The 18,311-nt window shown below is 71.7% G+C and carries 22 protein-coding genes and 1 pseudogene; 22 read left to right on the forward strand and 1 reads right to left on the reverse strand.

Translation table 11 applies throughout. The features are described from left to right. Positions 1-177: 177 nt before the first annotated feature. From ACFW2G_RS30995 to ACFW2G_RS31075, 17 genes are all read left to right on the forward strand, one after another. Complete coding sequence (locus tag ACFW2G_RS30995; protein ID WP_037928343.1) at positions 178-774, forward strand: hypothetical protein; 597 nt, start codon at positions 178-180, stop codon at positions 772-774. A 237-nt stretch (positions 775-1,011) separates the two neighbouring features. After that, positions 1,012-1,449, forward strand: coding sequence for a 30S ribosomal protein S16 (gene rpsP, locus ACFW2G_RS31000; protein WP_031148712.1), 438 nt, complete (start codon positions 1,012-1,014; stop codon positions 1,447-1,449). A 2-nt stretch (positions 1,450-1,451) separates the two neighbouring features. Then, positions 1,452-1,691: an RNA-binding protein gene (locus ACFW2G_RS31005; RefSeq protein WP_030011889.1), complete on the forward strand. Its 240-nt coding sequence runs from the start codon at positions 1,452-1,454 to the stop codon at positions 1,689-1,691. Between the two features lie 84 nt (positions 1,692-1,775). Then, positions 1,776-2,342 (forward strand): ribosome maturation factor RimM, encoded by a 567-nt coding sequence (gene rimM / locus ACFW2G_RS31010; RefSeq protein ID WP_384583257.1) that lies wholly within the window; start codon positions 1,776-1,778, stop codon positions 2,340-2,342. Continuing rightward, entirely contained in the window at positions 2,342-3,163 is an 822-nt protein-coding gene (gene trmD, locus ACFW2G_RS31015; RefSeq protein WP_384456584.1) for a tRNA (guanosine(37)-N1)-methyltransferase TrmD, read from the forward strand. Before rimM ends, trmD begins: the two co-directional genes overlap by 1 nt. A gap of 134 nt (positions 3,164-3,297) precedes the next feature. Continuing rightward, the gene (gene rplS / locus ACFW2G_RS31020; protein WP_030823745.1) at positions 3,298-3,648 is read left to right on the forward strand and encodes a 50S ribosomal protein L19; all 351 of its coding nucleotides are present in this window, start codon (positions 3,298-3,300) and stop codon (positions 3,646-3,648) included. Positions 3,649-3,691: 43 nt separating this feature from the next. Next, entirely contained in the window at positions 3,692-4,459 is a 768-nt protein-coding gene (gene lepB, locus ACFW2G_RS31025) for a signal peptidase I (RefSeq protein ID WP_384583260.1), read from the forward strand. After that, positions 4,452-5,300, forward strand: coding sequence for a signal peptidase I (gene lepB / locus ACFW2G_RS31030; RefSeq protein ID WP_384583263.1), 849 nt, complete (start codon positions 4,452-4,454; stop codon positions 5,298-5,300). The genes lepB (ACFW2G_RS31025) and lepB (ACFW2G_RS31030) overlap by 8 nt, the downstream gene beginning before the upstream one ends. A 112-nt stretch (positions 5,301-5,412) precedes the next feature. Next, positions 5,413-6,309 (forward strand): signal peptidase I, encoded by an 897-nt coding sequence (lepB, locus tag ACFW2G_RS31035; RefSeq protein WP_078557034.1) that lies wholly within the window; start codon positions 5,413-5,415, stop codon positions 6,307-6,309. A gap of 40 nt (positions 6,310-6,349) precedes the next feature. Continuing rightward, positions 6,350-7,129, forward strand: a complete 780-nt coding sequence (gene lepB, locus ACFW2G_RS31040; RefSeq protein WP_384583266.1) for a signal peptidase I — start codon at positions 6,350-6,352, stop codon at positions 7,127-7,129. Then, the gene (locus ACFW2G_RS31045; RefSeq protein ID WP_384449998.1) at positions 7,119-7,625 is read left to right on the forward strand and encodes an NUDIX hydrolase; all 507 of its coding nucleotides are present in this window, start codon (positions 7,119-7,121) and stop codon (positions 7,623-7,625) included. The genes lepB (ACFW2G_RS31040) and ACFW2G_RS31045 overlap by 11 nt, the downstream gene beginning before the upstream one ends. Positions 7,626-7,680: 55 nt before the next feature. Next, a complete protein-coding gene (locus ACFW2G_RS31050) occupies positions 7,681-7,989 on the forward strand; it encodes a DUF2469 domain-containing protein (protein WP_005311352.1) in 309 nt (102 codons plus the stop codon). A gap of 109 nt (positions 7,990-8,098) precedes the next feature. Beyond that, entirely contained in the window at positions 8,099-8,470 is a 372-nt protein-coding gene (locus tag ACFW2G_RS31055) for a YraN family protein (RefSeq protein WP_037928370.1), read from the forward strand. Beyond that, the gene (locus ACFW2G_RS31060) at positions 8,470-10,101 is read left to right on the forward strand and encodes a YifB family Mg chelatase-like AAA ATPase (RefSeq protein ID WP_384583269.1); all 1,632 of its coding nucleotides are present in this window, start codon (positions 8,470-8,472) and stop codon (positions 10,099-10,101) included. The genes ACFW2G_RS31055 and ACFW2G_RS31060 overlap by 1 nt, the downstream gene beginning before the upstream one ends. Then, entirely contained in the window at positions 10,098-11,273 is a 1,176-nt protein-coding gene (gene dprA, locus ACFW2G_RS31065) for a DNA-processing protein DprA (RefSeq protein WP_384583271.1), read from the forward strand. The genes ACFW2G_RS31060 and dprA overlap by 4 nt, the downstream gene beginning before the upstream one ends. Positions 11,274-11,482: 209 nt before the next feature. After that, complete coding sequence (gene whiG / locus ACFW2G_RS31070) at positions 11,483-12,319, forward strand: RNA polymerase sigma factor WhiG (RefSeq protein ID WP_037928379.1); 837 nt, start codon at positions 11,483-11,485, stop codon at positions 12,317-12,319. Between the two features lie 52 nt (positions 12,320-12,371). Further along, positions 12,372-12,929 (forward strand): TetR/AcrR family transcriptional regulator, encoded by a 558-nt coding sequence (locus tag ACFW2G_RS31075; RefSeq protein ID WP_037928381.1) that lies wholly within the window; start codon positions 12,372-12,374, stop codon positions 12,927-12,929. A gap of 59 nt (positions 12,930-12,988) precedes the next feature. Here the strand turns inward: ACFW2G_RS31075 and ACFW2G_RS31080 are convergent. Beyond that, positions 12,989-13,387, reverse strand: a pseudogene (locus ACFW2G_RS31080) (M23 family metallopeptidase); the annotation flags it as partial. 251 nt (positions 13,388-13,638) lie between these two features. Here ACFW2G_RS31080 and rpsB point away from each other — a divergent pair. The 5 genes from rpsB (at position 13,639) to ACFW2G_RS31105 (ending at position 18,132) form a co-directional block, all read left to right on the forward strand. After that, the gene (gene rpsB / locus ACFW2G_RS31085) at positions 13,639-14,502 is read left to right on the forward strand and encodes a 30S ribosomal protein S2 (protein WP_384449990.1); all 864 of its coding nucleotides are present in this window, start codon (positions 13,639-13,641) and stop codon (positions 14,500-14,502) included. Positions 14,503-14,637: 135 nt separating this feature from the next. Then, positions 14,638-15,474 carry a translation elongation factor Ts gene (gene tsf, locus ACFW2G_RS31090; RefSeq protein ID WP_037928386.1) on the forward strand — a complete coding sequence of 279 codons (837 nt, stop codon included), beginning with the start codon at positions 14,638-14,640 and terminating at the stop codon, positions 15,472-15,474. A 162-nt stretch (positions 15,475-15,636) separates the two neighbouring features. Next, a complete protein-coding gene (pyrH, locus tag ACFW2G_RS31095; protein ID WP_037928730.1) occupies positions 15,637-16,416 on the forward strand; it encodes a UMP kinase in 780 nt (259 codons plus the stop codon). Between the two features lie 82 nt (positions 16,417-16,498). Continuing rightward, positions 16,499-17,056: a ribosome recycling factor gene (frr, locus tag ACFW2G_RS31100; protein ID WP_030028670.1), complete on the forward strand. Its 558-nt coding sequence runs from the start codon at positions 16,499-16,501 to the stop codon at positions 17,054-17,056. Next, positions 17,056-18,132 (forward strand): phosphatidate cytidylyltransferase, encoded by a 1,077-nt coding sequence (locus tag ACFW2G_RS31105; RefSeq protein ID WP_384583274.1) that lies wholly within the window; start codon positions 17,056-17,058, stop codon positions 18,130-18,132. The genes frr and ACFW2G_RS31105 overlap by 1 nt, the downstream gene beginning before the upstream one ends. Positions 18,133-18,311: the final 179 nt, after the last annotated feature.

Consider the following 18,311-nt stretch of genomic DNA (forward strand, 5'->3'; position numbering starts at 1 on the left):
GGCTGGTGCCGCGCGCCGGGGCCGGTGCCTTTCTGGTCGTCGTTACGTACCGACTCCTCCTGGGTTCGGCGCACCCGTCCTCGTCGGGACGCATGAGGCTGAACTGACTGGTACGTGCAAAAAATTTGGAATGGCCCGGAATCGGAACACCCGGGCACCCCGGCTCGTTGTCACGACGTGAGCACGACACCACCTGTTCTCGCCGCAGAGCTGGCGCAGGCGTGGGCCGACATTCAGCGGTACCACCCCGAGCTGCCCGACCTTGCCGCGCCCGAGTCCCTGATCGGAGAGTCGTCGTCCGCCTGCGGCGCCGAACTCTCCTTCGAGCGACTGCTGCACGAGGCAGTCCACGGCATCGCGGCCGCCCGCGGTGTCCGCGACACCTCGCGCGCAGGCCGCTACCACAACCGCCGGTTCCTCGCGATCGCCGAGGAGATGGGGCTGGACCACTCCGACGAGCCGCATCCCAGCAGCGGCTTCTCCCTGGTCACCCTCAATCCCGAGGCGAAGCGGCGCTACCGCCCGACCATGGAGCGGCTGCAGCGCGCGCTGAAGGCGCACACGGCCGCCACCGCCGCCGACACCAAGCGCAGCTTCCGCGGGCCCGCCGCCCGGCACGGTTCCTCCGGCGGCGGCGTGCGCGTCAAGGCGGTCTGCGACTGCGGGCGCAACGTGCGGGTGGTCCCTTCCGTGCTCGCCCAGGCACCGATCGTGTGCGGCGGCTGCATGAAGCCCTTCCGCATCCCCGAAGTCGCCGTCGCGGCGGCCTCCTGACGCTGTGGGCGGCCGGCGCGCGCAGCCCGGCCGTGACGTGCGGGCTCGTCCGGCCGGAGTGATCCTCCCCGTCGGCCGAGCGCGCCGCAGGCGTATGGCACAATGGCTAGCTGTACTCGACAGTCGCATAGGACCCCTCTCTCCTCCGGCTGACGCGTCCATCGGGCACCCGAGTACCGCAACCCCACGTGGCATCTCATGTGCCCCACCACGTCAAGTTCAGGAGACACCACTCCAGTGGCAGTCAAGATCAAGCTCAAGCGCCTCGGTAAGATCCGCTCTCCCCACTACCGCATCGTCGTCGCCGACGCCCGCACCCGCCGGGACGGCCGCGCGATCGAGGAGATCGGCATCTACCAGCCGACCTACAACCCGTCGCGCATCGAGGTCAACGGTGAGCGCGCCCAGTACTGGCTCTCCGTCGGCGCCCAGCCGACCGAGGCCGTCCTGGCCATCCTGAAGCTCACCGGTGACTGGCAGGCGCACAAGGGCCTCCCGGCCCCCGCGCCGCTGCTGCAGCCGGCCACGAAGGAAGACAAGCGTCGTTCCTTCGACGAGTTCGCCAAGGCCCTCGAGGGCATCGGCGAGGGCAAGGGCGAGGCCATCACGCAGAAGAAGAAGGCCGACAAGAAGGCGGACGAGGCTGACGCCGCCGCCGAGTCGACCGAGGCCTGAGCATGCTCGAGGAGGCTCTTGAGCACCTCGTAAAGGGCATTGTGGACAACCCCGATGAAGTGCAGGTCGCCTCGCGCAACCTGCGCCGCGGGCAGGTGCTCGAGGTCCGGGTCCATCCCGACGACCTCGGCAAGGTGATCGGCCGCAACGGCCGCACCGCACGTGCCCTGCGCACCGTCGTGGGCGCCATCGGCGGCCGGGGGATCCGCGTCGACCTCGTCGACGTAGACCAGGTCCGCTGAGCAGTTGAATCACCGGCACGGGCCGGGGAGGGCACGTGTGCCCGCCCCGGCCCGTCGTCGTCTGAACAGGAGAGGCAACAGACAGTGGAGCTGGTAGTCGCGCGGATCGGCCGCGCCCACGGCATCAAGGGTGAGGTCACCGTCGAGGTGCGCACGGACGAGCCGGAACTGCGGCTCAGCCCCGGCGCCGTGCTGCGCACCGAACCGGCTTCGGCGGGCCCGCTGACCATCGAGACGGGCCGGGTGCACAGCGGCCGGCTCATGCTGCGGTTCGCCGGCGTCAAGGACCGCACCGCCGCGGAGGCCCTGCGCAACACCCTCCTCATCGCCGACGTGGACCCGGCGGAGCTGCCCGAGGAGGAGGACGAGTACTACGACCACCAGCTCATGGACCTGGACGTGGTGCTCGAAGACGGCACCGGGATCGGCCGGATCACCGAGATCTCCCACCTGCCCTCGCAGGACCTCTTCATCGTCGAGCGCCCCGACGGCACCGAGGTGATGATCCCCTTCGTCGAGGAGATCGTCGCCGAGATCGAACTGGAGGAGCAGCGCTGCGTCATCACCCCGCCGCCCGGGCTGATCGACGACCGCGCCGAGATCGCCTCCGCCCATGACGCCGAGGCCGCGCGCTCCGAGGGCGACGCCTGATGCGGCTCGACGTCGTCACGATCTTCCCCGAGTACCTGGAACCGCTGAACGTCTCCCTCGTCGGGAAGGCGCGCGCCCGCGGACAGCTCGACGTGCACGTCCACGACCTGCGGGACTGGACCCACGACCGGCACAACACGGTCGACGACACCCCCTACGGCGGCGGGCCCGGCATGGTCATGAAGACCGGGCCGTGGGGCGAGGCGCTGGACGAGGCGCTGGCCGACGGCTACGAGGCGGGCGCGCACGGCCCCGTCATGGTGGTCCCCACGCCCAGCGGCCGCCCGTTCACCCAGGAACTGGCCGTCGAGCTCTCCGGGCGGCCGTGGCTGATCTTCACGCCCGCCCGCTACGAGGGCATCGACCGCCGCGTCATGGACGAGTACGCCACGCGCATGCCGGTCTACGAGGTCTCCATCGGCGACTACGTCCTGGCCGGCGGCGAGGCGGCCGTCCTGGTCGTCACCGAGGCCGTGGCGCGGCTGCTGCCCGGCGTGCTCGGCAACGCCGAGTCGCACCGGGACGACTCCTTCGCGCCCGGCGAGATGGCGAACCTGCTGGAGGGCCCCGTTTACACCAAGCCGCCGGTCTGGCGCGGCCGGGACATCCCCGACGTGCTGCTCAGCGGCCACCACGGCAAGATCGCCCGGTGGCGCCGGGACGAGGCCTTCCGCCGGACCGCGAGCAACCGCCCCGACCTGATCGAGCGGTGCGATTCCTCGGCCTTCGACAAGAAGGACCGCGAGATCCTCTCCATCCTGGGCTGGCAGCCGTCGCCGGACGGCCGATTTTGGCGCAGGCCGCAGGCCGTGGAAGAATAGGCGGCTGCTGTGTGCTCGCCGGACGCCCCTGCCACAGGGGGACCGTCGGCCGCCGAGACGCACGGCTCCCGAATTCTCTACGGAAACCCGCACCGGCGACCTGTGGCGTCGTGCGAAGAAAGCAGACGAAGAACATGTCTCACCTGCTCGATGGCGTCAACGCCGCCGCGCTCCGCTCGGACGTCCCGGCCTTCCGCCCGGGTGACACGATCAACGTGCACGTCCGCGTGATCGAGGGCAACCGCTCCCGTATCCAGCAGTTCAAGGGTGTCGTCATCCGCCGCCAGGGCGCCGGTGTCTCCGAGACCTTCACCGTTCGCAAGGTCTCCTTCAGCGTCGGCGTGGAGCGTACCTTCCCGGTCCACTCCCCGATCTTCGAGAAGATCGAGCTCGTCACCCGCGGTGACGTCCGCCGTGCGAAGCTGTACTACCTCCGTGAGCTCCGCGGCAAGGCCGCGAAGATCAAGGAGAAGCGCGACAAGTAAGGTCGCCTCCGGTGTCCGGCGGCGGCCGGATAGGCTCGCCCCGATGGACACCGAAGCACCTCACACGCAGCGCGGTCACTCTTCCCCCTCCGAGGGGGAGGGGTGGCCGCGTTCTGCGTTCTCCCGGACGGCCGGCGGGGCGCCCTCGGCGGGGCCCGACCCGGACCGGTCCGCCGGGCGCCGGCCGAGCTGGCGCCGGCCGGCGGCGCTCGGTGCGATCTGCACGGTCTTCCTGCTGCTGCTCAGCAACTTCGTCGTCCAGCCCTTCCTGATCCCGAGCCGTTCCATGGAGCGCACCCTCCAGGTCGGCGACCGGGTGCTGGTCAACAAGCTGGCGTACCGTTTCGGCGATCAGCCTCGTCGCGGGGACGTGGTGGTGTTCGACGGCACGGGCTCCTTTGTACGGGCGCCCGCAGGCGGCGGCCCGGTCGGTGAGCTGGTCCGGGGGGCCGCCTCCGCGCTCGGGCTGGCGGAGCCCTCCGACACCGACTTCGTGAAGCGGGTGGTGGGTGTGGGCGGTGACGACGTGGTCTGCTGCGACGCGGCCGGCCGGGTGTCGGTCAACGGCGTCCCGCTGGACGAGCCGAACCTGTACCCGGGGGACGCTCCCTCGAAGGTGCCCTTCCGGATCGTCGTGCCGCTGGGAACCCTGTGGGTGATGGGCGATCATCGTTCCCAGTCCCGGGACTCGCGGGACCATCTGGGGGAACCGGGCGGGGGGATGGTGCCGGTGGAGAAGGTGATCGGGCGGGTCGACTGGATCGGCTGGCCGGTTTCGCGGTGGGGTTCCGTCGGCGGCGGCCATGGGTAGCCGGGGACGGCCCAAGGGCCGACCCGAGCGCAGGCCCGAGCCCGAGCCGGAGCCGGAGCCGGTCGTGGTGGAGGGCGGCCGGGCCGAACGGCGCCGGCTGGCCCGCAGGGTCAAGCGGCGCCGGCGCACCCGCCGGGCGGGCGAACTGCCGCTGCTCGTGGTGGTGGCGCTGTGTATAGCGCTGCTCCTCAAGACCTTCCTGGTGCAGGCCTTCTTCATTCCGTCGGGCTCGATGGAGCAGACGATCCGGATCGGCGACCGGGTCCTCGTGGACAAGCTGACCCCGTGGTTCGGCTCCAAGATCGAGCGCGGCGACGTCGTCGTGTTCGAGGATCCCGGAGGCTGGCTCAAGGGCGAGGCCGCCCGGCCCGCCCAGGACCCGATCGTGGTCAAGCAGATCAAGCAGACCCTGACCTTCATCGGCCTGCTGCCCGACGAGCAAGATCTCATCAAGCGCGTCATCGGCGTCGGCGGCGACACCGTCAAGTGCTGCGACGCGCGGGGCCGGGTCACCGTCAACGGCTCGCCGCTCGATGAGCCGTACGTGAACCCCGGCAACTCCCCCTCCGACATCCCCTTCGAGGTACGGGTGCCGGCCGGACGGCTTTTCGTGATGGGCGACCACCGAGCGAATTCGGCCGATTCCCGCTTCCACCTGGACGAGGCCTTCGAGGGCACCATCGACGAGAAGGGGGTGGTGGGAGAGGCCGTGGTGATCGCCTGGCCCTTCGGACACTGGACCCGTCTGGAGCAGCCCGCGACCTTCCGCATGGTGCCCGATCAGGCACGCCGTGAGAGACGCGGTCGCAGACGGCGCCGTGCCGGCACGCCGTTCGCATAGTGTGTCCTCGGTCTCCCGAGCCCTAGGGAACTCCCGCTCGTTAAGGGAGGGGAGGGCCCGTGTCCGGTTCGGCGCGGGCGGCGAACGTGAGTGAGGAGTGGATGTGGGGGACGTGGCGGTAGGCGCGCGGTCCGGACGCGACGAGGGCGAGGAGCGGCCGGACGACGCCGTCGCGCGCGAGGCCGACGCGGACGGTGCTCTGGAGAACCCGCAGCGCTCCTTCTGGAAGGAGCTGCCGCTCCTCATCGGCATCGCCCTGCTGCTGGCCCTGCTGATCAAGACCTTCCTGGTCCAGGCGTTCTCGATCCCCTCCGACTCGATGCAGGACACCCTGCAGCGCGGGGACCGCGTGCTGGTCGACAAGCTCACCCCGTGGTTCGGCTCCGAGCCGGAGCGCGGCGAGGTCGTGGTCTTCCACGACCCGGCGGACTGGCTCTCGGGCGAGCCCACTCCGGAGCCGAACCTCGCGCAGCAGATCCTCAGCAAGATCGGCCTGATGCCGGACGCCTCCGAGAAGAACCTGATCAAGCGCACCATCGCCATCGGCGGCGACACGGTCGAGTGCAAGAAGGGCGGACCGGTCGTCGTCAACGGCAAGGCGCTCGACGAGCCGTACATCTACCCCGGAAACACCCCGTGCGACGACGCCCCCTTCGGGCCGCTCAAGGTGCCCGAGGGCAAGATCTGGGTGATGGGCGACCACCGGCAGAACTCCCAGGACTCCCGTTACCACATGCAGGACTCCACCGGGGGCTTCGTGCCGGTCGACAAGGTCGTCGGCCGGGCCGTCGTGATCGCGTGGCCGGTCACCCGCTGGTCCACCCTGCCGGTCCCGGACACCTTCGACCAGCCGGGCATCGGCAACCAGGCCGCGGCCACCGCGCTCGGCCTCGGGGCCGCCGGACTGGCGCCGGTCGGGCTCGGCCCGGCCGCGCTGGGGCTCGCCGGAGCGGTTCCGGTCGTGATGTGGCGCCGCAGGAAGCTGACCGGCGGCCGTACCGACGGGTAGGGTGCGCCCAGGTCGACGATCCCGATGTGGGGGCGCTGCAATGGGCGGAACAGAAGCGATACGCGGTGGCAAGGACGGCCGCGGCGGTCCCGGGAACGTGCTGTCCGGGATCGTCGTGGCCGTCGGCTTCGTGCTCTTCCTCGGCGGCTTCGTGTGGGGGGCGTTCGTCTACCGGCCCTACACGGTTCCGACCGACTCGATGATGCCGACGGTGAGCCCGGGCGACCGGGTGCTGGCGCAGCGCGTCGGCGGCGCCGAGGTGCGCCGCGGGGACGTGGTCGTCTTCAACGATTCGACGTGGAGTGATCTGCCCATGGTCAAGCGGGTCGTCGGCGTGGGCGGCGACACCGTGAAGTGCTGCGGCCCGGGCGGCGAGCTGACCGTGAACGGCACCGCGCTGGACGAGTCCTACGCCGACACCAGCCGGCCGGACACGGGCCTGGCCATGCCGCCCGGCCAGGTGCCCCCCGCCGGGACCCCCTTCGAGGTGACGGTTCCCGAGGGGAACCTCTTCCTCCTGGGCGACCGGCGCGCGGCCTCGCTGGACTCGCGGGCCCACCTCCAGGAGGCCGGGCAGGGAACGGTGCCCCGGTCGGCCGTCACGGCCCGCGTCGACGCCCTGGTCTGGCCGTCCGTGGCGATGCTGGAGCGGCCGAAGACGTACGCGGCCCTGCCCGGCGGGATCTCGGGCCACGGGCCGCTGCGGCTCCAGGCGGCGGCCGTGGTCACCGGGGCGGCCCTGGTGGTGCTCGGGGCGGCGTACGGGCCCCTCGTACGGTTCCTGGGGCGTGGGCGGCGGGAGCGGGCCGGTGCCGCCTGAACCGGCCGTCGGCCGTCGCCCTCGCCAGGTGTCCCGGGTGATCCTGCTGGATCCGGCGGACCGGATCCTGCTGCTGCACGGCTTCGAACCGGCCGACCCCTCCGACGACTGGTGGTTCACCCCGGGCGGCGGACTGGAGGGGACCGAGACCCGGGCGCAGGCCGCGCTGCGCGAACTGGCGGAGGAGACCGGGATCACCGAGGTGGAGCTGGGCCCGGTGCTGTGGCACCGCTTCTGCTCCTTCCCCTTCGACGGCCGGCGCTGGGAGCAGGACGAGTGGTACTTCCTGGCCCGGACGACCCGGACCGCGATCCGGATGGGCGGTCTCACCGAGCTGGAGCGGCGCAGCGTCACCGGAGCCAGGTGGTGGACCTCCGAGGAACTTCTCGCGGCACGTGAGACGGTGTACCCGACCAGACTCGCCGAGCTGCTCCGCACGCTGCTCGACGACGGTCCTCCGGGTGAGCCGGTGACCCTGGCCCCGGAAATCGTTTAGGGGCGCACGGCGCTGGCGCACAATAGGGGGACGCACGGCTGAAGGGGAACATGCCATGAGTGCCGAGGACCTCGAAAAGTACGAGACCGAGATGGAGCTGAAGCTCTATCGGGAGTACCGCGACGTCGTCGGGCTGTTCAAGTATGTGATCGAGACCGAACGCCGTTTCTACCTCACCAACGACTACGAGATGCAGGTGCACTCGGTCCAGGGCGAGGTGTTCTTCGAGGTCTCGATGGCCGATGCCTGGGTCTGGGACATGTACCGGCCGGCCCGCTTCGTGAAGCAGGTACGGGTGCTGACCTTCAAGGACGTGAACATCGAGGAGCTCAACAAGAGCGACCTCGAACTGCCCGGGAGCTGATCCGGTTCACCCGGGAGGGTGGCGGGTGCGTCCACAGCCGCCGGGTTGTCCACCAAGATCCACAAGGTGGGCGGGGACGCGGGACCGTCGGTGCCGGAGGTGGTGCCCGATGGACGCGAAGAGCGCGGCACGGCAGGCGCTGGGGCGGTACGGCGAGGAGCTCGCGGCACGACGGCTGACCGAGGCCGGGATGACCGTGATCGCACGGAACTGGCGCTGCCGCGCCGGGGAGATCGACATCGTCGCGCGCGACGGGGACGCCCTCGTCGTCTGCGAGGTCAAGACCCGGCGCACGGGCGGTTTCGAGCATCCGATGGCCGCCGTCCGGACCGCGAAGGCGGACCGGTTGCGGCGGCTCGCGGGGAGGTGGCTCGCCGACCACGGCGGACCACCGCCGGGCGGCGTCCGCATCGACCTCGTGGGCGTGCTGCTGCCGCGCCGAGGCGCGCCCCTGGTGGAACACGTCAGGGGGGTGGCCTGATGGGGTTCGCGCGGGCCTGCTCCGTGGCCCTGGTGGGCGTCGACGGCGTGGTGGTCGAGGTCCAGGCCGACCTGGAGCCGGGAGTAGCGGCCTTCACGCTGGTGGGGCTCCCGGACAAGACCCTCGTCGAGAGCCGGGACCGGGTGCGTGCGGCCGTGGTCAACTCCGGAGCGGACTGGCCGCAGAAGAAGCTCACGGTCGGGCTGAGCCCGGCCTCCGTCCCGAAGGCCGGTGCGGGGTTCGACCTGGCTGTCGCGATCGCGGTGCTCGGGGCCGCCGGGGTGGTCGACCCTGCCGCCATCGCCGACCTCGTGCTGATCGGCGAGCTGGGACTCGACGGGCGGGTGCGCCCGGTCCGGGGGATCCTGCCGGCGGTCCTCGCCGCGACCGAGGCCGGCCACCGGCAGGTGGTCGTGCCGCTGCAGTGCGCGGCCGAGGCCGCGCTCGTGCCGGACGTCTCGGTGCTCGGCGTGCGCAGCCTGCGGCAGCTGATCGCCGTCCTGACCGGCGGCGAGCTGCCCGAGGAAGATCCCGGGGACCCGTCCGGCCGCCCGGACCCGATGTCGGCCGGACTGCTCGTTCCCGGTGCGGGCCTGGGCACCGGTCTCGCCCGGGGCCGCCGCGGCGGCGACTGCACCGACGTCCCCGACCTCGCCGATGTGACGGGGCAGCACACGGCGCGCCGAGCCCTTGAGGTGGCGGCCGCCGGAGGGCACCACCTGTTCCTCACCGGTCCCCCCGGCGCGGGCAAGACGATGCTGGCCGAGCGACTGCCCTGGATCCTGCCGCCGCTCACCCGCCAGGACTCCCTGGAGGTCACGGCCGTCCACTCGGTCGCGGGAATCCTGCCGCCCGGCGAGCCGCTGGTCTCCCGACCGCCGTACTGCGCCCCGCACCACTCGGCGACCATGCAGTCCCTGGTGGGCGGTGGGACCGGGACGCCCAGGCCCGGCGCGGTCTCCCTGGCCCACCGGGGCGTGCTCTTCCTGGACGAGGCCGCGGAGTTCCCCGGCAAGGCCCTGGATGCGCTGCGCCAGCCCCTGGAGTCGGGGCACGTGGTCGTCGCGCGCGCCGCCGGCGTGGTACGGCTGCCCGCCAGGTTCCTGATGGTGCTCGCGGCGAATCCCTGCCCGTGCGGGAGGCACACCCGGCAGGGAGCGGGTTGCGAGTGCCCGCCCTCGGCGGTCCGGCGCTACCAGGCCCGGCTGTCCGGGCCGTTGCTGGACCGCGTCGACCTGCGGGTGGAGGTCGAGCCGGTGACCCGCGGCGACCTGCTGGGGCGGGGCGGCCGGGGGGAGTCCAGCGAGTCGGTCGCCGACCGGGTGCGGGAAGCCCGGGAGCGCGCCGGGGCCCGCCTCGCCGGCACCCCGTGGCGGCTCAACTCGGAAGTGCCCGGAACCGAGTTGAGGACCCGTTGGCGGGCTGCCCCGGGGGCGCCGGCGCAGGCCGAGCGGGAGCTGGAGCGGGGGCTGCTGACCGCACGCGGGCTGGACCGGGTCCTGCGGGTCGCCTGGACCGTCGCCGACCTGCGGGGGCGGGACCGGCCCGAGGCGCCGGACGTGGCCGTGGCGCTGGAACTGCGCACCGGCATCTCCCGCGGGGCCATGTCGCTGACGGGGGCCGGAACATGACCGGCACCGAGGAGGAGTCGCTGGCCCGCGCGGCGCTGACCCGTGTGCTGGAGCCCGGGGACGCGCACGGCGGGCGCTGGATCCGGGAGCACGGCGCGGCGGGGCTGCTCCGGCTGCTGACGGGGCCGGAGGCGCAGTGGGGGCATCCGCCGTCCGGGGTGGGTCCGCAGCGGCTCGCGGCATACCGCAGGCGCGCGGCGCTGGCCGACCCCCGGCGGGACCTGGAGCTGGCCGCCCGGGCAGGGGCCCGCTTCGTGTTCCCCGGTGCGGCGGAGTGGCCGACGCAGTTGGACGACCTGGGGGACGAAAGGCCCGTCGGGCTGTGGCTGCGGGGCCGGCCGAACCTGCGCACCTGGGCGCTGCGTTCGGTGGCCGTGGTCGGGGCCAGGGCCTGCACCCCGTACGGCGCGCACATGGCGCAGACGCTGGCCGCCGGGCTCGCCGAGCGGGGCTGGGTCGTGGTCTCCGGCGCGGCCTTCGGCATCGACGGCGCCGCCCACCGCGGAGCCCTCGCCTCCAGCGGCGCGACGGCGGCGGTGCTCGCCTGCGGGGTGGACGTCGCCTATCCCCGCGGGCACAGCGGGCTCCTCGGCCGGATCGCCGGCCAGGGTCTGGTCGTGGGGGAGTTGCCGCCCGGCAGCCACCCCACGCCCAGCCGGTTCGTCCTGCGTAACCGGGTCATCGCCGCCCTCACCCGCGGCACCGTCGTGGTGGAGGCCGCACACCGCAGCGGTTCGTTGGTGACCGCCCGGCGGGCCCAGCGGCTCGGGCGGTTCACCATGGGTGTCCCCGGACCCGCCACCAGCGGGCTCTCGGCCGGTGTGCACGAGCTGCTGAGGGGAGAGGGCCTGCTGGTCACCGACGCAGCGGAGGTCGTCGAACTCGTCGGCTCCATGGGGGAGCTGGCGCCTGATCGGCGCGGCCCGGTGCTTGCCCGCGACCTGCTGGACCGGGACACGGCCCGCGTGCTCGAAGCGCTCCCGGCCGGCCGCGCGGCGGCCGCGGCCGAGCTGGCACTCGCCGCGGGCGTCGGCACCGATGAAGTCATCGGCAGACTGTACGAACTTCACTCTCTGGGGTTCGTCGAACGGCAGGGCGACGGCTGGCGGTTGGCCGGACGAACCGCTGGAGAGGGCACACAATCCGCGGTCCCACGGCGAGGCGCTCGTTGACCTGGGCACTTCCGGTGAAAGAGTGAAAGCGATGACAGACGCGGTCCTCCCGGTGGCGGTCGCCGGGACCGTGCGCGAGGCGCCGGTCCCGGGGCGCCCGCGCGAGCCGGGCCGCCCTCCGGCCCCCGCGCCATCCCGTACTCTTCGCGCACCGCGACTCTTCCGTCACGCTACGCTCCCAAGGAATCCGGCTCCGGCAAAGGCGACGCATGCCCCAGCACACCTCAGGGTCCGACCGCGCTGCGGTGCCCCCCGCTGCCCGCGGCAGCGTGCGGTCCACCGCGCCCTCGTCCTTGGAGGGGCTGTGGCGCTCGTATAAGGACTCGGGTGACGAACGACTGCGGGAGCAGCTGATCCTGCACTACTCGCCCCTGGTGAAGTACGTGGCCGGCCGCGTCAGCGTGGGCCTGCCGGCCAACGTGGAGCAGGCCGACTTCGTCTCCTCCGGGGTCTTCGGGCTGATCGACGCCATCGAGAAGTTCGACATCGACCGCTCGATCAAGTTCGAGACGTACGCGATCACTCGGATCCGCGGCGCGATGATCGACGAACTGCGGGCACTGGACTGGATCCCCCGCTCGGTACGACAGAAGGCGCGGGCCGTGGAGCGGGCCTACGCCACGCTGGAGGCCCAGCTGCGGCGCACCCCGACGGAGGCCGAGGTCGCCGGGGAGATGGGGATCGGTGTGGAGGACCTCCACGCCGTCTTCAGCCAGCTGTCCCTGGCGAACGTGGTGGCCCTGGAGGAACTGCTGCACGTCGGCGGGGAGGGAGGCGACCGCCTCTCGCTCATGGACACGCTGGAGGACACCGCCGCCGACGACCCGGTCGAGGTGGCCGAGGACCGCGAACTGCGGCGCCTGCTGGCACGGGCCGTCAACACGCTGCCCGAGCGGGAGAAGACCGTGGTGACCCTCTACTACTACGAGGGACTCACCCTGGCCGAGATCGGCAACGTGCTGGGCGTCACCGAGAGCCGGGTCAGCCAGATCCACACCAAGTCCGTGCTGCAACTGCGCGCGAAGTTGGCGGATGTGGGGCGGTGAGCCCGCCGTACCTCCGTAGAGTGGACGTGTGCCCAGGATTCGAGCGGCCTCCGTGGCCGAGCACCGGTCGATGCAGCGCGGCGCCCTCTTGGACGCCGCGCGTTCCCTGCTGTCCGAAGGCGGTACGGAGGCACTGACCTTCCCCGCCCTGGCGGAGCGGACCGGGCTCGCCCGGTCCTCCGTGTACGAGTACTTCCGCTCCCGCGCGGCCGTGGTCGAAGAGCTGTGCGCCGTGGACTTCCCCGTGTGGGCCGCCGAGATCGAGGCGGCGATGGAGCGGGCCGGCACGCCGGAGGCGAAGGTCGAGGCCTACGTGCGCAGCCAGCTGGGCCTGGTGGGGGACCGCCGGCACCGGGCGGTCGTGGCGATCTCGGCCAGCGAGCTGGACGCCGGAGCCCGGGAGAAGATCCGCGCCGCGCACGGCGGGCTGATCGCGATGATCGTCGAGGCGCTGGCCGCCCTGGGGCAGGAGCAGCCGAGGCTGGCCGCGATGCTGCTCCAGGGGGTCGTGGACGCGGCCGTGCGCCGCATCGAGCTGGGCGCCGCCGAGGATCCCGAGGTCATCACGGAGACGGCCCTGGCCATCGCCCTGCGGGGCGTCCGGGGCTGAGCCGCTCCCGGTAGCAGGCGTGGCGTGGGCCGGGACAGCAGCGTCAGCGGGTTGAGGTAGACCTCGCCCGCCAGCAGGCCCCAGTGCAGGCACGGCCCAGGACAGTGGGACCCTTCCGTAAGGACCGCCACCACCTGCCCGGCCGTGACCTGCTCACCCTCCGCGACCAGCGGCCGGACCGGCTCGTAGGTCGTGCGCAGGCCGCCCGGCAACGCCAGCGAGAGCACCCCGCGGCCCGCGACCTGTCCCGCGTGGTGGACCCGGCCGGCGGTGACCGCCCGCAGCCGCGCACCCACCGGCGCCGCCAGGTCCACCCCGCGGTGGCCGGCCGCGTACGGGGTCGGCGGCGGATCCCACCAGCGCAGCACCGACAGCGGCGCGGGCAGCGGGCGGGCCGCGGGGGCGGCCGGCGGGAGCGGGGACAGGGCCAGGAGCAGGCTGAGCAGCAGGGTCGTCATGCACCGCAGCGTCCCGCAACCCGCCCGGGCGGCGGGTCGGCCTGTGGACGGTCCGGGCACTGTGGACAACGGCGTCACCCGGCATACCGCCGGGTCCCGTACACTTCTTGTGGCGATCCGGGTCACCGGGTCGACTTCGCACGCCCCGGCACCAGCCCGAAACGGCCAGGTGACAGCGTCTCTCGGTCCCCTCAAGGGGGCAGGGCGCGGTGGGGCGTCAGGAACCAAACCGAGAAACCAAGGAGATGGCCATGGCCGTCGTCACGATGCGGGAGCTGCTGGAGAGCGGCGTCCACTTCGGTCACCAGACCCGCCGTTGGAACCCGAAGATGAAGCGCTTCATCTTCACGGAGCGCAACGGCATCTACATCATCGACCTGCTGCAGTCGCTGTCGTACATCGACCGCGCCTACGAGTTCGTGAAGGAGACCGTCGCGCACGGCGGCTCCATCATGTTCGTCGGTACCAAGAAGCAGGCCCAGGAGGCCATCGCCGAGCAGGCGACGCGCGTCGGCATGCCGTACGTCAACCAGCGCTGGCTGGGTGGCATGCTCACCAACTTCTCCACCGTCTACAAGCGCCTCCAGCGCCTGAAGGAGCTTGAGGCGATCGACTTCGAGGACGTCGCCGCCTCGGGTCTCACCAAGAAGGAGCTCCTGGTCCTCTCGCGCGAGAAGGCCAAGCTGGAGAAGACCCTCGGTGGTATCCGCGAGATGTCGAAGGTTCCCAGCGCCGTCTGGATCGTCGACACCAAGAAGGAGCACATCGCCGTCGGTGAGGCGCGCAAGCTGCACATCCCGGTCGTCGCGATCCTCGACACCAACTGCGACCCCGACGAGGTCGACTACAAGATCCCGGGCAACGACGACGCGATCCGTTCCGTCACCCTGCTCACCCGCGTGATCGCCGACGCCGTCGCCGAGGGCCTCATCGCCCGTTCCGGCGCTGCGACCGGCGACTCGAAGCCGGGCGAGAAGGCCGCCGCCGAGCCGCTCGCCGAGTGGGAGCGCGACCTGCTCGAGGGTGACAAGAAGGCCGACGACGCCGCTGAGGCCGCCCCGGCCGCCGAGGCCCCGGCTGCCGAGGCCCCGGCCGCCGACGCCGAGCAGGCCTGACCCACTGAGAGCGCCCGGCGTTCACGCGTCGGGCACTCACAGCACGGACGATGACGGCGGGGGAGCCGCGCCACGAGCGCGGCGCCTCCGCCGTTCACCCGTAGATCTACGACTTCGAGAGAGAATCACAGACTCATGGCGAACTACACCGCCGCTGACGTCAAGAAGCTCCGCGAGCTCACCGGCGCCGGCATGCTGGACTGCAAGAACGCGCTCGTGGACGCCGACGGTGACGTCGAGAAGGCCCAGGAAGCCCTCCGCATCAAGGGCCAGAAGGGCGTCGCCAAGCGCGAGGGCCGTTCTGCCGAGAACGGTGCCGTCGTCTCCCTCATCGCCGACGACAACACCTCGGGTGTCATCGTCGAGCTGAAGTGCGAGACCGACTTCGTCGCCAAGGGCGAGAAGTTCCTGGCCGTCGCCAACCAGCTGGCCGCGCACGTCGCCGCGACCTCCCCGGCCGACATCGAGGCGCTGCTCGCCTCCGAGATCGAGCCCGGCAAGACCGTCACCGCTTTCGTCGACGAGGCCAACGCCAACCTCGGCGAGAAGATCGTCCTGGACCGCTTCGCGCAGTTCACCGGCGGCTACGTGACCGCGTACATGCACCGCACGATGCCCGACCTGCCGTTCCAGATCGGCGTCCTGGTCGAGCTCGACAAGGAGAACGCCGAGGTCGCCCGCGGCATCGCGCAGCACATCGCCGCGTTCGCCCCGCAGTGGCTGTCCGCCGAGGACGTCCCGGCCGACAAGGTCGAGTCCGAGCGTCGCATCGCCGAAGAGGTCACCCGCGCGGAGGGCAAGCCCGAGGCTGCCATCGCGAAGATCGTCGAGGGTCGCGTCAACGGCTTCTTCAAGGACGCCACGCTGCTCGGCCAGGCCTACGCCCTGGACAACAAGAAGTCCGTCCAGAAGGTTCTGGACGAGGCCGGTGTCACCCTGAAGCGCTTCACCCGCATCAAGGTCGGCATCTGAGTCCGTCCGTACGCGACGGACACCGGACCCCGGTAGGGTCTGAAGCAGTCGTCCGCGCTTGCGCGAGACGACCGCAGATCTGACGAGGAGGCCATTGCCGTAGAGGGAACCGCGAGGACCCACCGGCAATGGCCTTCTTCGTATGTGCACGAGGAGATCTCCATGAATCAGGGCGTGGACCCCCACACCGCATCCGACGACAAGAGCGACCAGTTCAAGAAGGGCCGCCGCTTCATGCTGAAGCTGTCGGGCGAGGCCTTCTCCGGTGGCGGAGGACTGGGCGTCGACCCCGACGTCGTCCACGCCATCGCGCGTGAGATCGCCGCGGTGGTCCGCGACGGCGCGGAGATCGCCGTCGTGATCGGCGGCGGCAATTTCTTCCGAGGCGCCGAGCTCCAGCAGCGCGGCATGGACCGGGCCCGGTCCGACTACATGGGCATGCTCGGCACGGTCATGAACTGCCTCGCGCTCCAGGACTTCCTGGAGAAGGAGGGCATCGACTCCCGCGTTCAGACCGCCATCACCATGGGTCAGGTCGCGGAGCCGTACATCCCGCTGCGCGCCGTGCGCCACCTGGAGAAGGGCCGTGTCGTCATCTTCGGCGCCGGCATGGGCATGCCCTACTTCTCCACCGACACCACGGCCGCCCAGCGCGCCCTGGAGATCGATGCCGAGGCCCTCCTCATGGGTAAGAACGGCGTCGACGGGGTCTACGACTCCGACCCGAAGAAGAACCCGGACGCGGTGAAGTTCGACGCGCTGGAGTACGGCGAGGTCCTCTCGCGCGACCTCAAGGTCGCCGACGCCACCGCGATCACCCTCTGCCGTGACAACAAGCTGCCCATCCTCGTCTTCGAGCTGCTCGCCGAGGGCAATATCGCCCGCGCCGTCAAGGGTGAGAAGATCGGCACGCTCGTCAGCGACGAAGAGACCCGGGCCTGAGCAGTTCGCTGCTGGTCCGGGCGGCCCGAACCGGCCCGCCCGCCCGCCTGAACCATCCATTCAAGACATGCAGGAGCACGTGGTGATCGAAGAAATCCTCCTCGAGGCCGAGGAGAAGATGGAGAAGGCCGTCGTCGTCGCGAAGGAGGACTTCGCCGCGATCCGCACCGGCCGTGCGCACCCGGCGATGTTCAACAAGATCGTCGCCGACTACTACGGCGCCATCACGCCCATCAACCAGCTCGCCTCCTTCGCGGTTCCCGAGCCGCGCATGGCCATCGTGACGCCGTTCGACGCGTCCGCGCTGCGCAACATCGAGCAGGCCATCCGCGACTCCGACCTCGGTGTCAACCCGAGCAACGACGGCCGCATCATCCGGGTGACCTTCCCCGAGCTGACCGGGGAGCGCCGCAAGGAGTACATCAAGGTCGCCAAGAACAAGGCCGAGGACTCCAAGGTCTCCATCCGCTCCGTCCGCCGCAAGGCGAAGGACGCCCTCGACAAGCTCGTCAAGGACAAGGAGGCGGGCGAGGACGAGGTCCGTCGCGCGGAGAAGGAGCTCGACGACACCACCGCGAAGTACGTCGCGCAGGTGGACGAGCTCCTCAAGCACAAGGAAGCCGAGCTCCTCGAAGTCTGATGAACGACTCTTCCTGGCAGCCGGAGCCGGTTCCGGCGGGTCCCGCATACGATGCGCAGGTGGGCCCGCACACTCGGCCCATGCCCATCGTGCCCGATGCCGCCGGCCGTGACTTCGACGACCGGGAAGCACGCGGTCGGGGGGCCGCCCCGGGCGGCGGCTCCCCCTTCCGCGCCGATACGCCGCCGCAGGAGCCCATGCCCAGCCCCCCGCCTCCGCATGCCGAGCACCCGCAGGACTCCTCCCCTCCGCCGCAGAAGAAGCGCGCGGGGCGGGATCTGCGTGCCGCGATAGGGGTGGGCGTCGGTCTCGGTGCGGTGATCTTCGCCTCGCTCCTGATCGTCAAGGCCGTCTTCGTCGGCGTGATCGTCGTCGCGGTCGTCGTCGGCCTGTGGGAGCTCACCTCCCGGCTGCAGGAGAAGAAGGGCATCAAGGCCCCTCTGGTCCCGCTCGCCGTCGGCGGCGCGGCCATGGTCATCGCCGGATACGTCCGGGGGGCCGAGGGCGCCTGGGTAGCCATGGCGCTGACCGTGCTGGCCGTCCTGGTCTGGCGGATGACCGACCCCCCCGAGGACTACCTCAAGGACGTCACGGCGGGCGCCTTCGCGGCCTTCTACGTGCCCTTCCTGGCCACCTTCGTCGCGATGCTGCTCACCGCAGACGACGGGCCGCAGCGCGTGATCACCTTCCTGCTCCTGACCGTGGTCAGCGACACCGGGGCCTACGCGGTCGGCTGGCGCTTCGGGAAGACCAAGCTCGCGCCGCGCATCAGCCCCGGGAAGACCCGCGAGGGACTGTTCGGCGCGGTGGCCTTCGCCATGGCCGCCGGCGCGCTCTGCATGGAGTTCCTGATCGACGGCGGAGCCTGGTGGCAGGGCCTGCTGCTCGGCCTCGCGGTCGCGGTCAGCGCCACCCTGGGCGACCTGGGCGAGTCGATGATCAAGAGGGACCTTGGCATCAAGGACATGGGCACCCTGCTGCCGGGGCACGGCGGCATCATGGACCGGCTGGACTCGCTGCTGCCCACCGCACCGGTGGTGTGGCTGCTGCTGGCTGCTTTCGTCGGCACCGGCTGACCGGTCCCGGTCGGGTTATCCTGGAGGGGGGGGCCCCGGGGGGGCCGGCGCCCCCCAACCCCCCCCCCCCCCCCCCCCCCCCCCCCCCCCCCCCCCCGGGGGCGCCCCCCCCCCCCCCCCCCGGGGGCCCCCCCCCCCCCCCCCGCCCCCCCCCCCCCGCCCCCCCCCCCCGCCGCCCC

Source organism: Streptomyces sp. NPDC058880 (assembly GCF_042742535.1).
GTDB lineage: Bacteria > Actinomycetota > Actinomycetes > Streptomycetales > Streptomycetaceae > Streptomyces.

What these genes read in the sequence shown, in the direction of transcription:
- ACFW2G_RS31005 (WP_030011889.1), top strand. Translation starts at nt 1,452, where the DNA reads ATGCTCGAGGAGGCTCTTGAGCACCTCGTAAAGGGCATTGTGGACAAC.
- trmD (WP_384456584.1), top strand. Translation starts at nt 2,342, where the DNA reads ATGCGGCTCGACGTCGTCACGATCTTCCCCGAGTACCTGGAACCGCTG.
- rplS (WP_030823745.1), top strand. Translation starts at nt 3,298, where the DNA reads ATGTCTCACCTGCTCGATGGCGTCAACGCCGCCGCGCTCCGCTCGGAC.
- lepB (WP_384583260.1), top strand. Translation starts at nt 3,692, where the DNA reads ATGGACACCGAAGCACCTCACACGCAGCGCGGTCACTCTTCCCCCTCC.
- lepB (WP_384583263.1), top strand. Translation starts at nt 4,452, where the DNA reads ATGGGTAGCCGGGGACGGCCCAAGGGCCGACCCGAGCGCAGGCCCGAG.
- lepB (WP_384583266.1), top strand. Translation starts at nt 6,350, where the DNA reads ATGGGCGGAACAGAAGCGATACGCGGTGGCAAGGACGGCCGCGGCGGT.
- ACFW2G_RS31050 (WP_005311352.1), top strand. Translation starts at nt 7,681, where the DNA reads ATGAGTGCCGAGGACCTCGAAAAGTACGAGACCGAGATGGAGCTGAAG.
- ACFW2G_RS31055 (WP_037928370.1), top strand. Translation starts at nt 8,099, where the DNA reads ATGGACGCGAAGAGCGCGGCACGGCAGGCGCTGGGGCGGTACGGCGAG.
- ACFW2G_RS31060 (WP_384583269.1), top strand. Translation starts at nt 8,470, where the DNA reads ATGGGGTTCGCGCGGGCCTGCTCCGTGGCCCTGGTGGGCGTCGACGGC.
- dprA (WP_384583271.1), top strand. Translation starts at nt 10,098, where the DNA reads ATGACCGGCACCGAGGAGGAGTCGCTGGCCCGCGCGGCGCTGACCCGT.
- whiG (WP_037928379.1), top strand. Translation starts at nt 11,483, where the DNA reads ATGCCCCAGCACACCTCAGGGTCCGACCGCGCTGCGGTGCCCCCCGCT.
- rpsB (WP_384449990.1), top strand. Translation starts at nt 13,639, where the DNA reads ATGGCCGTCGTCACGATGCGGGAGCTGCTGGAGAGCGGCGTCCACTTC.
- tsf (WP_037928386.1), top strand. Translation starts at nt 14,638, where the DNA reads ATGGCGAACTACACCGCCGCTGACGTCAAGAAGCTCCGCGAGCTCACC.
- pyrH (WP_037928730.1), top strand. Translation starts at nt 15,637, where the DNA reads ATGAATCAGGGCGTGGACCCCCACACCGCATCCGACGACAAGAGCGAC.
- ACFW2G_RS31105 (WP_384583274.1), top strand. Translation starts at nt 17,056, where the DNA reads ATGAACGACTCTTCCTGGCAGCCGGAGCCGGTTCCGGCGGGTCCCGCA.